This is a genomic window from Microvirga sp. M2 (assembly GCF_047497095.1).
Taxonomy (GTDB): Bacteria; Pseudomonadota; Alphaproteobacteria; order Rhizobiales; family Beijerinckiaceae; genus Microvirga.
Window position 1 is genome coordinate 249,696 of the sequence record NZ_CP134064.1, and the last position, 13,563, is coordinate 263,258.

The window sequence follows — 13,563 nt, forward strand, 5'->3', positions numbered from 1 at the left end:
GCTGCAATCGCCGGGAAACGGCCTTTACTCGGTTGAGTTGACGGTGCCCCCAAGCGGACCGCTGCCGACCTGCCGCGGGGCATTGTGTCGCCTGCTGCGTCGAACGCCTGGATCGATCCGATTTGATTCTTGGCGTTGGCAATCCCTTATCGAAACAGTCGATCAGAGCCGTCGGTGCCGTGCACCGCAATTTAAGGGCGGCGGATCCCGGCGGCAGCAAGCCTCGCCTCCCTGGCTCTGATGCGCTCACGATGGGCCGTGTAGAGGCCGCTCGCCGCAATGACGACCCCGCCGGCGAGGGTCATTGCCCCCGGGACGGTGCCGAAGACGGCGAAGCCGAGCAGCCCGGCGAACAGGAGCTGGACGTAGGAGAACGGAGCGATGGTGGAGGCTGCGGCCTTCCGGTAGGCCAGGATGATGAGCCAGTGGCCAGTGGTCGAGAACGCGCCCATCAGAACGGCCAGGCCGATCTCCGCAACACCGGGTGTGCGCCAGTTGAATGGCACGAAGGCTGACAGGATGATCAACCCAAGGACCGCCGACCATGCCAAGGTCGCCTCAGGCTTTTCGGAGATCATACGGCGGGTGGTGACAGCGGCCACAGCCCATGCGAGCGCGGCGCCGATCGGGAGCAGGGCAGCGAGCTGGAAAGCCGAGCCGCCGGGCTGGACGACAAGCATCACGCCCAGGAAACCCAGCGCCGCCGCGGCCCAGCGCCGGATGCCCACCCTCTCTCCGAGAAGGGGGATTGAAAGGGCGGTGATGAAGATCGGTGAAATGAAGTTGATCGCCGTCGCCTCCGCTACCTGGAGGTGTCGCAGTCCGAGAATGAAGAGGACGGATGAGCCGGCCATGGCCAGCGCCCGGATGATCTGGAGGCGCAAGCGCGGTGTGTGCATCGCCCTCGCGCCACGCGCGATGAAGACCGTTGGAACGACCACCGAGCAGAAGACGACGTAGCGCAGCCAAGTGACCTCGATCGCAGGCAGCGTGCCGGTCAGAGCTTTCGCGGTGACATCGCCCATGGCGAAGAAGACGGTTGACAGGACAGCCAGGCCGATGGCGGCGAAGGTCGTGTCTTTGGACGGAGTGGCGCGCCTCGCGGTGGTACCTTCGAAGGACGGACAGTCCGCTACGGCGGGGACGGAGGGAGGAAGACACATCGGGACTGGGTCAATCTCGGTGAGGGCGTGGGGCTTCACGCGCCCTGTTGAACCAGCAGGATGAACCGGATCTGCTGAATCTTGTGTGAACTAGCCTCCTACCCTCTCGGAGCATCCTCGCGCCGGGCCCATGGAACGCGCGCAAGAAGAAAGTGGATTCCTGCTGGCCGACTTTGGCGATGGTATGAGGCCTTTGCTATTCACCCGTGAAATTCAAGAGCATCGCCGCTGCTGGTGAGAAGCATTCGGTGTGATCTGGTTCTGATGAGGTGGACGCCTCCCTCAAGTGGTGCTTTTCAACACCTCCACTGTGGCACACCGAGGCCGTCGGGGGGCGTCCACCTCATCAGAACCTTTTGAGACGCTATTTATCACGGAGGGTTACGGGACTTCCACGGGCTCGGTGGGCAAAGCTCTCGCCAAACTTCTGCGCCCACCACCACATAGCGTCATGGCGAGCCAGGATCTCTCAGGCAGCCAGTATCTCCTCGACCATGCGCAGGCTCAACGGAAACCGGAAGTACAACCAGACTGCATGGCTGATCACTTCAGCCGAAAAGCGGTGGCGGGCATAGTGAGTACGGCGGGATGGTTTCATCCCTCACATATGCTTCGATCCAGTCACCCCCGGGCTAATTTGACAGTACCAGCATGCGGCCCATGCCGGAACAGCGCCGGATGATTCACCCCATCAGGGGCAGCATGCGGCCCGGGCGGGCTCCCGTGGGCGCGCCGTCGCGCACGATGGCTTCGCCGTTGACCCAGACGGCGACGATGCCGGAGGGCAGCAGGGTGGATTCGTCGAAGGTGGCCCGGTCGGTCACGCCTTCCTCGAACAGCACGAGGTCTGCCGCCATGTCGGGCCGCACCAGGCCGCGATCCTGCAGGGAGAAGCGCTGTGCCGCGATCGAGGTCATGCGGCGGACCGCATCCTCGATGGAGAACCACCCTTCGTCGCGGCGCAGGGGTCCGACGATGCGCGGGAAGGTGCCGAAGGCGCGCGGATGAGGTTTGGTGCCGGGCCGGGGCAGGCCGTCGGACCCCACCATGTGCAGCCGGTGGCAGCAGGCCGCATGCAGGTCGGTCTCGTCGAGCTGAAACAGAATGACGCCGGTCTGGCCGTCGTCCTCCTCCACGAGGCGGATCATCAGGTCGTAGGGCTCGATGGCCTCGCGCTCCGCCGCCTGGCGCATGTTCAGGCCTTCGAGCCGCTTCAGGGCCGGGTTGTTGACGCCGGAAATGCGCACGTTCTCCCAGCCGATGAGCGCCAGCTTGCTCTGGCCGTGAAAGGCCGGGCCGCCGTTCTCGACCCAGCGGCGCAGCACGGGGCCGATCTCGGGATCGCGCAGCCGCCGCTTCAGGCTGTCGAGGCCTCCCTCGAGGGAAGCGGGCGGCAGCAATTGCAGGAGATAGGTGCTGCCGGCCGGATAGGGATACATGTCGAAGCTGATGTCGATGCCTTCCCGCCGGGCCGCCTCCAGGGTCTCCAGGGCGCGCGGGATCTGCCCCCAATTGGGGCGTCCCGCCGATTGCAGGTGGGACAGGAGGCCGGCCGCGCCGGATTGCCGGAGGATCTCGATGAATTCCTCGATCGATGGGACGAGCCGATCCTCGTAGCTGCGCACGTGGGCGGTCATCAGGCGTCCGTGAGATGTCACGACCTTGGCGAGGGCCACCATCTCGTCGAGGTCGGCGAAGGCGCTCGGAGGGTAGACCAATCCCAGGGACAGGCCGATGGCGCCCTGTTCGAGCTGGCGATCGAGAAGGGCCGCCATCGCGGCGATCTCGTCGGCTCTCGCGGCGCGCCGCTCATAGCCCATGACCGCAAGGCGCAGGGCCGCATGGCCCACGAGGGAAACGACGTTGACGGCGACGCCCTGGTGAAGGCGCTCGCGGTAATCCGCGAAATCGTCGAAGATCTCCTCGGGCGCCGTCTGTCCGAGCAGTCCCGAGAAGTGCTTGCGCAAATCCTCCCGGGATTCGCCCCGCGCAGGATAGAGGGAGAAGCTGCAATTGCCGACGACCACGGTGGTCACGCCCTGCAGCGCCTTTTCGGGCCGGTCCGGCTCGCGCAGGCAGATCAGGTCGTCATGGCAATGGGCGTCGATGAACCCGGGCGAGAGATAGCGGTCCTGCGCATCGACGACGGTCGCGCCCGGCGCCGCCGCGAGGTTGGCGCCGACACCGGCGATCCGCCCGCCGGCCACATGCACGTCGCCGCGGAACCACGGGGCCCCGGTTCCGTCGATGATCCGGGCGTTTTTGATGAGCCAGTCCTGTGTCATGTTAGCCTCGCTCCCAAAAGGAGAGTGATCTTGTCATTATAGCCGCGGCTTTCGCCCAGCGGGAACGGCGGGTATCTGACGAACGCTGTAAACTTCCAGCGTTAGAATCGAATTCTGCGAGCGGATTCTGGGTGCAGGACAGCACGAAGATTTCCTAAGAAGCGCGTTACGCGACTTTCCCGCGGGCGCCGACGGGAACAGTTTCGAGTACATCGTTACCGCGCACGAACGTCACCTCGTCGAAAAGGTTTGTGACGGGACAGACGTGGTTCGGAATGATGCGAACCATCTCTCCAACCTCGGGTCTTGCCGCCGAATGGGTAAGGTCGACGACGCCATGCTCCTCGCTCAGAGACACAATGGCTGCGTCCGGATACTCGATGATGCGGCCGAACCCCTCGAGGCCCAACGTATCGCTTGTAAGCGCTTTCGAGCCCGTGTCGAGGACCGCGCGGTTGTCGGTCGGACGGGAAACGACGGTTGCCAACACGGTGAGCGCGCAATCATCAAAGCTGCCGACACCCTCCCGAACCTGGGAACGGTCGAGGTAAATGTAGGTGCCCGGGCGATACTCGGTGGCCGCGTGGTTCTCGCTGCTGCGCCAGAGGTCTGGCGTGCCACCCGTCGAGACAATCTCGGGCGTGAGGCCCGCCGCTTTCAACAAGACTGTAGCTTGCTCGAGCCAGGCATTCGCCTGCGCCACCATGCCTTTGGCAGGATATGTCATCAGGCCACCAAAGCGCAGCCCTTCAGAGGCGGCGATACGCTGAGCAAGAGCCAGGGCGTCCTCAGGTCTCTGGACACCGACACGCCCGCCACCGGTGTCGCATTCCACAAGAACGGAAAGAGTGATGCCGGAACTTGCAAAGGTCTTGGAATAGCCGTTGATGGTGATCGTACTGTCCGCTGTCACCTTGATGGAGGCACGCCGAGCGAGCGCCAGAAGGCGTTTCAGCTTGGGCTCGCCGAGGATGTTATAGGGGAGGAAGATATCCGTGATGCCGGCTTCCACCATCACCTCCGCCTCGCCAATCTTCTGGCAGGTAATCCCAATCGCGCCGAGCTCCATCTGCCGCTTGGCGAGGCGTGGCAGTTTATGGGTCTTGATGTGCGGGCGCAGCTTCACCCCGTTCGCGTCAGCGAAATCTTGAGCGCGTTTGAGATTGGCCTCGACGCGGTCGAGGTCGATCAACACGACGGGTGTGTCCAGTTCGTGAATCTTGGTCATTGGAGGCCTAATGTCTTCTCGTCGCCACGGAAAATTCGGGGTCGATGTCATTGACCGCCGCTGCGCTGCAGTTGCTGCGGCGGAATCTCGCAAAAATAGATGGTCCCCTGGCCGGCATAGAGCCTTCAGGCAGGATGGGCCTTGGGTGCACGACCCTCGGATCTGCCCTAGGCGGCCTTATTCATACGGTGTCACAAGCAGCTCCGCTGGTCTCCGGTCGTCGCATTTCGGAGAGTTCCACCTGGCGAATACATGCAACGCTATGACCCGGCGAGACCTCTTCCCGCGCAGGCACGATCTCAGCGCAAGCTTGCACGGCGTAGGGACATCGCGTGCGGAACACACACCCTGAGGGCGGGTTGAGGGGGCTCGGGATATCGCCTTGCAAAATGATGCGCTCGCGCTTGGCGCGCGGATCGGCAATCGGCGCGGCAGACAGAAGCACCTGAGTATAGGGATGGCGCGGATTGGAATAGACCTCACGGGCGGGCCCCATTTCCATGATGCGCCCAAGGTAAAGGACGACGATATCATCGCAGAGGTACTCGACGACCGATAGGTCGTGCGAGATGAACACCATTGTCAAACCAAGCTGCTGCTGCAACTCCTGCATCAGGTTCAGGACCTGAGCCTGAACGGAGACGTCGAGGGCGGACACCGGCTCGTCGGCGATGATCAGCTCGGGCTCCACGGCGAGTGCGCGGGCAATGCCGATGCGCTGGCGCTGCCCTCCGGAGAACTCGTGAGGATAGCGTCGGGCGTGTTCCGGCCGCAGGCCGACGCGGCTCAGCAGCTGCGCAATGCGCTCGTCGCGCGAGGCGCCCTTGGCGAGGTTATGGGTATCGATGGCCTCGCCGATAATGTCCCCGACGCGCATGCGCGGATTGAGACTCGAATAGGGATCCTGAAAGATGATCTGCAGACGCTTGCGATAGGCGCGCAGCTCCTTTTCCGAAAGCTTGAACAGATCGACGCCGTCGAAAACCGCCTCGCCGCCGGACGGCTCTACAAGCCGCAGGATGCAGCGCCCGGCCGTAGTCTTGCCTGAGCCCGACTCTCCCACAATGCCAAGGATGCTGCCACGGCGCACGTCGAACGAGACGTCGGACAGGGCGCGCACGGTGCCGCTACTCGTCGCAAACCTCTTCTCCAGGTTGCGAACCGATAACAGAATCCCATCCTTCGGTGAACTGTCGTTGATCATAGGTCGTCGTACCTCCAGCACCGCGACAGGTGATCTTCGGACACGGGGATAAGCGGTGGTAGCTCACGGCAGCGGTCCACGGCCAGTGGGCAGCGCGGGGCAAAGGCGCAGCCTGTCGGCAGGTCGAGCGCGCTCGGGACATTGCCCGGAATGGCGTTCAACAGTCGCCGACCACCACCTCCGGTACGGTCGCGCCGCGCATCCGGGATACAGGCGAGCAGCCCGCGCGTATACGGGTGTCGTGGACGCTCGAAGACATCGAGCACCGGTCCTTGCTCGACCACCCGGCCTGCATACATCACCGCGACCTCGTGGGCGATCTCGGCCACAACGCCGAGATTGTGCGTGATGAACAGGATACTCATGCCGATCTCCTTCTGGAGACGGCGCAGCAGATCCAGAATCTGGGCCTGAATAGTGACATCGAGAGCGGTCGTCGGCTCGTCGGCGATGAGCAGCGAGGGGTTGCACGAGAGCGCAAGGGCGATCATGACGCGCTGGCGCATGCCGCCTGACATCTCGTGCGGATATTGATCGAGCCGCCGTTCCGGCGCCGGAATCTCGACGAGTTCCAGCATGCGCTTAGCCTTGGACCGTGCCTCGCCCCGGGATATGGGCTCGTGCAGGAGGATCATTTCCATGATCTGATCGCCGACGGTGAAGAGCGGATTCAGGCTCGTCATCGGCTCCTGAAAGATCATCGCTATCTCGCGGCCTCTGATGGCGCGCATGCGTTTCTCGGGCAGTTGTGCGAGATCGACCACATCGCCTCCGCGCAACCGGTAGAACACGCGGCCCCCGACGATCCGGCCCGGATGGGCGAGCAGCCGCATGATCGTGAGGCTCGTTACCGACTTACCCGATCCGGATTCGCCGACGACTGCGAGCGTTTGCCCGCGTCCTAGCGAAAAACTGACGCCGTCGACCGATTTCACGGAACGGGCGCCCTGGATGAAATAGGTCTGCAGGTCCTCGACTTTAAGCTGAATGTTTGAAGGGAGCACCGAAGTGGCTCCGGCTGTTGCTCCTGAGAAAGCTGTTGCAACCATCGCTCAGAGGTCCTTTCTCAGGCGCGGGTCGAGAATGTCGCGCAGGCCGTCGCCGACGAGTTGGAGGGACAGTACGGCGAGCACGATGGCGACGCCGGGAAACAACGTCATCCAGTCCGCACTTCCTACAAATTGCCGGCCAGCGGCGATCATGGTGCCCCAGGTCGGAATCTCCGGGCTCACGCCGACACCGAGGAAGGACAGGCTAGCCTCCGCCAGCATGGCATAGGCAAAGATAAAGGTCGCCTGCACGAGAATCGGCGAAACAAGATTGCGCAGGACATGGCGGATCATGATCCGCCATGTCGAAACCCCAAGGGCCCTCGCAGCCTCGATATAGGGCAACTCGCGGATGATGAGCGTGGAGGCGCGTACGATGCGGGCAAGGCGTGGGGCATAGACGATGCCGAGAGCGACAATGACCGTTGCCAGCGAAGGGCCGAGGGCGGCAACCAGCGAGATCGCGAGAAGAATATCCGGAAAGGCCATCATGGCATCGATGATCCGCGCCACGATTCCATCAGCCTTACGGAAGAAGCCGGCAACGAGGCCGAGCGTGATGCCGATGACAGCCGCGAGCAGGGTTGCGGCCGCCCCGACGAGGAGAGACAATTGTCCCGCATAGATCGTCCGGCTGAAGATATCGCGGCCGAACTCATCGGTGCCGAACCACCAGCGCTCGCTCGGGGGCTTCAGGCGGTTGACCACCGAGAGCTTGTTCGGGGCATAAGGCGCGATCAGCGGCGCCAGCACCGCGAACAGGGTGATGATTCCGATGACGGCCAAGCCGATCAGAAGCGACTTGCGTTGAAAGACAAGGCTCGCGAACCCGGGGCGCCCGGCAATCGCAGGAGACGAAGTGATAGCCATCAGTAACGCACCCGTGGGTCGACGACGAGGTAAAGCATGTCGATGACGAAGTTGATCAGGACATAGAGCGCCGCAATGACGAGAAGTGCGCCTTGTATGACGGGATAATCCCGGCGCAGTACGGCGGAAACGACGAGATTGCCCACACCCGGCAGGCTGAAGACGGTTTCGGTCACGACGGCGCCGGAAATGAGAAGCGCTGCCGTCAGACCAATCACGGTCAGCACGGGGATGAGCGCATTCTTGAACGCATGCTTCATCACCACGCGGAACTCGCCCATGCCCTTCGAGCGGGCCGTTCTGACATAGTCGTCGTTGAGCACGTCGAGCATGGACGCCCGCGTGAAACGGGTAATGAGCGCTGAACTTACGATTCCCAGTGCGGTTGCAGGCAGGACGAGATGGGATAGCCGCACCAAGAAAGAGGCATCAGGGCCGCCATAGCCTGACACCGGAAACCAGCCCCACCGGACGGCAAAAACCTGGATGAGGATGAGGCCTAGCCAGAAACTCGGGATGCTCGCGGCCAGCATGGCAAGGGTCGTGGCAGCCTGATCGAAGAGTGAGCCGCGCTTGTAGGCCGCCAAAATGCCCACCGGCAAGGCGATAGCGCTGGCGATCAGGATCGAGAACAAGGTCAGGAAGAATGTGGGCTCGGCGCGTTCAGCAAGAGCACTGAGCACGGGCATGTTGAGAAAGATCGACTGACCGAGGTCGCCTCGGAGCAACTGGGCGAGAAAAAAGAAATACTGAAGGATGAGAGGCCGGTTGAGCCCTAACGTCTCGCGCAAAGCTGCGATATCAGCGGCTGTGGCATCGGGGCCTAGCATTACGGCGGCGGGATCGCCGGGAGCGACGCGCACGATGACGAAGACGATCGTCACGACTGTGAACATCACCGCAATCATGCCGAGGAAGCGCCGGATCACATAGCGGGTCATAGCTGCCAGGTTCCTGTTTGGGAAGAAAGGTGAGCGGCAATTCAGCCGCCGCCCACCTTGCCCATGTTACTGCTTTATGGACGCGTTCCAGAAGTACGGCCACGGCGAGGCGGTAAAGCCCTGAAGCCGCGGAGACTTCGCCGTCAGGGCATTGAAGTCGCCGACTTTATAGAAAGGGACCTCATCGTAGATCAGCTTCTGGATGTCGGCCCAGATTGCGATGCGCTTCTTCTGATCCATCTCGGTGTTGAATGCCGTGAGAAGCTTGTTCTTGGTCTCGCTCGCCCACCAGCCCGGATAGGTATCCGGCAGTGGCGCGATGAGCGCCGGCTCGGGCAGGAAGGGACTGTGCGTGATAAAGATATCCCACAGGGCAGGTTCGGCGCGACGCTGAACGAGCGTTGCCCAATCCACGACCTGCAAGTCGACCTTGAAGCCCGCCGCCTTCAGATACTCGGCGGCAACCTGGGCCATCTTGTAGTGGAACTCATACTGGCGGCTCGTCAGGATGCGGATGGGCGACCCATCATAGCCGGCCTTCTTGGCGAGGGCGGCCGCTTTGTCGGCATCACCCTGGTTGTAGGCTTCCGTACCGACCTCCGTGCGCCAGACATAGCCTTTCGGGTACATGGCGCCGTCGACCGAGTAGAACTCAGGCTTGCCGAAGGCGGCCACCTGCATGTCCTCCGCATTGAGTGCCGCCTGGACGGCCTTGCGGAGGTTCTGATTGGTCATCATTCCTTGCTTGTTGTTCATGATGAACATGGTCCAACCGAAGGATTCGAGCATCAGGGGCTCGGTCTTCGACTGGCCTTTCAGGCGATCGTAGGCCTCGACCGGCAGCAGGTCGGCATAGTCGAACTGGCCGGCAAGCGAACCCTCGACGCGGGTATTGGCGTCCGGGACAGGCACGAACCGGATCTCATCGAGATACTGCTTGCGGGCTCCGCCGAAGCCGTTCGGTTCGCCTTCCCGCTGCTTATAGCCGTCGAAGCGAACGAGCTGGATGTATTGGTCGGCCTTGCGCTCCTTCAACCGATAGGGGCCAGTGCCGATGACGTCCTTGATGGGATTTTCCATGTGATCGGCCGGCATCACGACTGCGGCCGAGTTGTTGAAGGCAAGCAGGGCCGTCAGGGCCGCGAATGGCTCCTTGAGGGTCAGGCGCACCGTGTTGTCATCGACAGCCTCGACGGCCTGGATGTTGCCGGCAACCAGCTTGCCGCGCGAAGCAAGATCGAGCCAGCGCTTGAGGGATGCCACCACGTCCTTCGCGGTCATCGGCTGGCCGTTGTGGAACGTCACGCCCTGTCGAAGCGGAATGGTATAAACCTTTCCGTCGGCCGAAACTTCCGGGAGCTTTTCAGCCAGGAGCGGCGTCAGCTCCCAGTTCTTGTCGAAGGTATAGAGCGTCTCATAAAAGTGCTGGGTGACCATGCCAAGCAGATCGCCCGCGGAGACCATCGGATCGAGCGTATTGGGCTCGCCGATCGTCGCGACTGTCACGACGCCGCCACGCTGCTGCGCTTCGGCAGGCTGCATGCCGCCGAATGCCAGCGCGGCCACGACCGCACCGGCATAACGTAATGTTTTCAACATTCTTCCGTTCCTCCTTCTTGCACTCACGCGGGCCGCCTCAACGGACCCGCGCCAAGCTTGTGACGACATGCGCCAGCTGATCGACCACGGCGGCAGTGATCCGTTCGCCCTTGTCAACACTTGCGACCGACGGGTCTCCAACCACGCCAGTGCCGCCGGACATGTCCTTCATGCTGCGGAACAGGGCTCCCCGTGCCGGCAGAATCATGTCGGCATTGGCCCAGTCGAACGTTTCAACATAGCTCATTCCGGAAATCAGGTTTTGTCGTACGCTCTCCGGCGCTGCCAGCAGCATGAGTGACGTCTCGAACTCACATGCATGATTGATGCCGGCGAAGTCGGATTCACGAATGACGCTTAGTTCCTTGGCGGCGAGACGCCACCACGTCAGCATGGCAATGCGACAATCCCGGTGTTTGGCTCCAAAGCTCTCAAGAAGCACCTGGCCGATGGCCTGGTTGCCGCCGTGGCTGTTGAACAGGATGATATTCCGAAAGCCGTGCCTGACAACGGATTCGAGGATGTCGCCGACATAGAGCAGGAAGGTTTCGTGCCGGACGGATAAGGTGCCGGGGAAATCCATGTGATGCTCAGAGCAGCAGATCTTGACTTGTGGCAGAATGAGAACGCCGTCCCCAAGCCGCTCCTCGAGCTCGCGCAGAAAGTGGTCGCCAATACAGGCATCGGTTTCGAGCGGCAGGTGCGGTCCATGCTGTTCGATGGCCGCGACGTTGAGCACCACGGGAATATTGCGGTCAAGCGCCGCGATTTCCTTGGTGGTGAATTTCTCCCAGCGCATAGGACGGAAGCTCCTCGTGATCCTGGTTCAGTCAGGAAATGACGCGTTCTGCGACGCGGAATCGTGCAATTGCTTCTTCGTCGAGGCGCACACCGAGCCCTGGTCCGTCGGTGGGAATGCGCACGTAGGGCGGCTCGAAGGTGAGCGGCGTCGCGAGAAGATCGTGCTTGCGGATCATGCGCCCAAAGATGTCGCCGGGCCACACGCAGCTGCGCGCCGCTGCCGACTGGTGGACGTACATCGCCTCGAGGATGCCGAGGTCGATCTCCGAGCCGTGCCAGCAATAGGTGTTGGCAGTCGAAGCGATATGATCGAGGACCTGGAACTTAGCGAGACCACCGTTGAAGTTAAAGCCATCAATCGCATTGTGGGCAATGGCGTTGATTGCGTCGTAGGGGCGCTGACCCTGGTAGATATAGGGGAGTGAAATGTGCAGAACGATCGGGATCGACGAAAAGCGCCTCAGCTCGGCGAAGTCCTGCAACATCCAGCGCGGGATCGGATCCTCGAGCAGAAGGACGTTGCCGACCTTTTCGAGCTCCCGGATGATCCGTCTGGCGTTGCCCGAGTTCTCCCACCGCTGGTTCGGGTCGAAGATCACTTTCATGCCAGGCGCATACTCTTTGATCCGTGCGCACCAGCCGGCGACATCATCCTCGAGATCGCATTTGAATTTGATGACCGAATAGCCTTGCTCGTAGTACTGCCGGACCCAGGGCCCGACCTCTTCCTGCGTGCGATGGCTCGACCAGGCGCTGACATGCACGCGGTCACGGATCGCGCCGCCCAGGAGGCGGTGCAACGGCACACCAAGCGACTTGGCGTAGGCGTCCCATATGGCGCATTCGAATCCGTCGTATTCGCGACAGAGCGGCAGGGGCAGATCCTGGAGCGGAAGGTCCAGGATCGACCGACCGAGCAGGTCGGCACAGATCGCCTCGACGCGCGGCCACTCGTGGTCCCGATAGAACTCGCCGAGTCCGACCGTGCCATCCGCCAAAGTCATTCGCAAAATCAGCTTGGGGAGTTCGTCGAACTGCACACTCCACCCGGCTTTGCCGCCGACAGGCAGCATGTGGAGCGGCTTCGCAAGGCTGTCTGAATTGATGACGCCCGGATGCGAAGGAACAATGACTTCGTCGAACCTGAAGGAAGCGATGGCTTTATCGGCGTGCTGCATACTGGCCCTCGATCAATTTGCGGAACCATGTAGTTGAACTACATGATTGTCAACCCGAGTTCGCGGCAGCAGACATCCATAGCCGCAGGTCTCCAGCGGGCTGGCGATCAAGCTGATACAAGGCAAAAGGGCAACAGGACATGCAAACAAGAGGGTAATGCGCCCTCAGGAGGGGCGAATATTCTTGCTACCTGAGCCACTTCCGGACCCTTTCCAGATAGCGGAAACGGTGCCCATGTCACCCGGGTCTAAGACGGAGTAATACCGGGTATCGCCCCAGGATGATATCCAGACGAGCGAGAAGAGCAGATCGGCGCTGCCGTTCAATGTAGTGAAATTACTAATCGCCGACAGGTTGAGGGTTTGTAGGGCCATGCAGATTTGCCAGGATCATCCGAGCGCGCCACAGCTTCTTGGATACGGACTTCATCCGTCGGGCGCCTAGTAGCGTTGCCAAGCAATCGAGAACATACAATTGCCCGTAGCGGCCCCTGTTTGGCATGTAGAAGAACTTTTCTTCGTCATAGGCATGCAGCGGAAGCACCACGTCACTGCGTTTAGCGAGTTCGCTGTCAGGTTGGGTAACGGCGATGACTGCGGCACCCTGACCTCGGGCAATCTCAGCGCTGTCGATCAAGGACCGCGGCTTTCCAGTGACTGAGAAGATGAGGAGCGCATCCGAAGTACTGCAGTTCGCCGCCATGATGAGCTGCTGATACGAATCGCACGATGCCGACGCCGCCATATCGAGGCGGAATAGCCGATTCTCCGCCTCCCGAGCCACATTGGCTGAGCTACCACCGACGCCCAAGCAGAAGACGCGCTGCACCTTATCCAGGATATCGGCGGCCTCTTCCAAAGCAATCGGATCATGTTGGGAAAAGGCATTCGCCAGCGCCTGTGCCGTCGCTTCATAGACATGTTCGGCAACTGCTGGACCAGTCGTCGCTGGCTCTTGCCGTTCGGCAGCGATATACATCCGCCCAAGAGCGTAGTCCTGGGCCAGGCGTATCTTGAAGTCAGTAAAACCCTCACAACCCATACGCCGGGCGAAGCGGACGATCGTCGGCTCACTGACCTCGGCCTGCGACGCCAGAAGCTTGGTGCTGATCCGCGTCGCCGCTTCAATGTCGGAAAGGATAATATTTGCGACGTTACGCTCAGCACGGCTCATGTCGGGTTCCATGAGGCGCATAGTATCGATCAGACTACTCACGTGGCGCATCGCGGTCTCATCCCTTGAGA

Annotated in this window: 11 protein-coding genes; all 11 read right to left on the reverse strand. The window is 61.7% G+C overall.

Annotated features, from left to right (window positions below; all coding sequences use genetic code 11):
- Nucleotides 1-191: 191 nt before the first annotated feature.
- The 11 genes from RE429_RS20945 to RE429_RS20995 all read right to left on the reverse strand — a co-directional run bounded on the left by RE429_RS20945 (nucleotide 192) and on the right by RE429_RS20995 (nucleotide 13,543).
- The gene (locus tag RE429_RS20945) at nucleotides 192-1,163 is read right to left on the reverse strand and encodes a DMT family transporter (RefSeq protein ID WP_414475286.1); all 972 of its coding nucleotides are present in this window, start codon (nucleotides 1,161-1,163) and stop codon (nucleotides 192-194) included.
- Nucleotides 1,164-1,846: 683 nt separating this feature from the next.
- Nucleotides 1,847-3,448: an N-acyl-D-amino-acid deacylase family protein gene (locus RE429_RS20950; protein ID WP_414475287.1), complete on the reverse strand. Its 1,602-nt coding sequence runs from the start codon at nucleotides 3,446-3,448 to the stop codon at nucleotides 1,847-1,849.
- 166 nt (nucleotides 3,449-3,614) lie between these two features.
- Nucleotides 3,615-4,676: a D-TA family PLP-dependent enzyme gene (locus RE429_RS20955; RefSeq protein WP_414475288.1), complete on the reverse strand. Its 1,062-nt coding sequence runs from the start codon at nucleotides 4,674-4,676 to the stop codon at nucleotides 3,615-3,617.
- Between the two features lie 181 nt (nucleotides 4,677-4,857).
- Entirely contained in the window at nucleotides 4,858-5,880 is a 1,023-nt protein-coding gene (locus RE429_RS20960; protein WP_414475289.1) for an ABC transporter ATP-binding protein, read from the reverse strand.
- Nucleotides 5,877-6,929, reverse strand: a complete 1,053-nt coding sequence (locus RE429_RS20965; protein WP_414475290.1) for an ABC transporter ATP-binding protein — start codon at nucleotides 6,927-6,929, stop codon at nucleotides 5,877-5,879. The genes RE429_RS20960 and RE429_RS20965 overlap by 4 nt, the downstream gene beginning before the upstream one ends.
- Nucleotides 6,930-6,932: 3 nt before the next feature.
- A complete protein-coding gene (locus RE429_RS20970; protein WP_414475291.1) occupies nucleotides 6,933-7,799 on the reverse strand; it encodes an ABC transporter permease in 867 nt (288 codons plus the stop codon).
- Nucleotides 7,799-8,740 carry an ABC transporter permease gene (locus tag RE429_RS20975; protein ID WP_414475292.1) on the reverse strand — a complete coding sequence of 314 codons (942 nt, stop codon included), beginning with the start codon at nucleotides 8,738-8,740 and terminating at the stop codon, nucleotides 7,799-7,801. Before RE429_RS20975 ends, RE429_RS20970 begins: the two co-directional genes overlap by 1 nt.
- A gap of 66 nt (nucleotides 8,741-8,806) precedes the next feature.
- A complete protein-coding gene (locus tag RE429_RS20980) occupies nucleotides 8,807-10,282 on the reverse strand; it encodes an ABC transporter substrate-binding protein (RefSeq protein ID WP_414475867.1) in 1,476 nt (491 codons plus the stop codon).
- Between the two features lie 94 nt (nucleotides 10,283-10,376).
- Nucleotides 10,377-11,138 (reverse strand): creatininase family protein, encoded by a 762-nt coding sequence (locus tag RE429_RS20985; RefSeq protein WP_414475293.1) that lies wholly within the window; start codon nucleotides 11,136-11,138, stop codon nucleotides 10,377-10,379.
- Between the two features lie 31 nt (nucleotides 11,139-11,169).
- Nucleotides 11,170-12,318, reverse strand: a complete 1,149-nt coding sequence (locus RE429_RS20990) for a mandelate racemase/muconate lactonizing enzyme family protein (RefSeq protein ID WP_414475294.1) — start codon at nucleotides 12,316-12,318, stop codon at nucleotides 11,170-11,172.
- Between the two features lie 340 nt (nucleotides 12,319-12,658).
- Nucleotides 12,659-13,543, reverse strand: coding sequence for a MurR/RpiR family transcriptional regulator (locus RE429_RS20995; protein ID WP_414475295.1), 885 nt, complete (start codon nucleotides 13,541-13,543; stop codon nucleotides 12,659-12,661).
- Nucleotides 13,544-13,563: the final 20 nt, after the last annotated feature.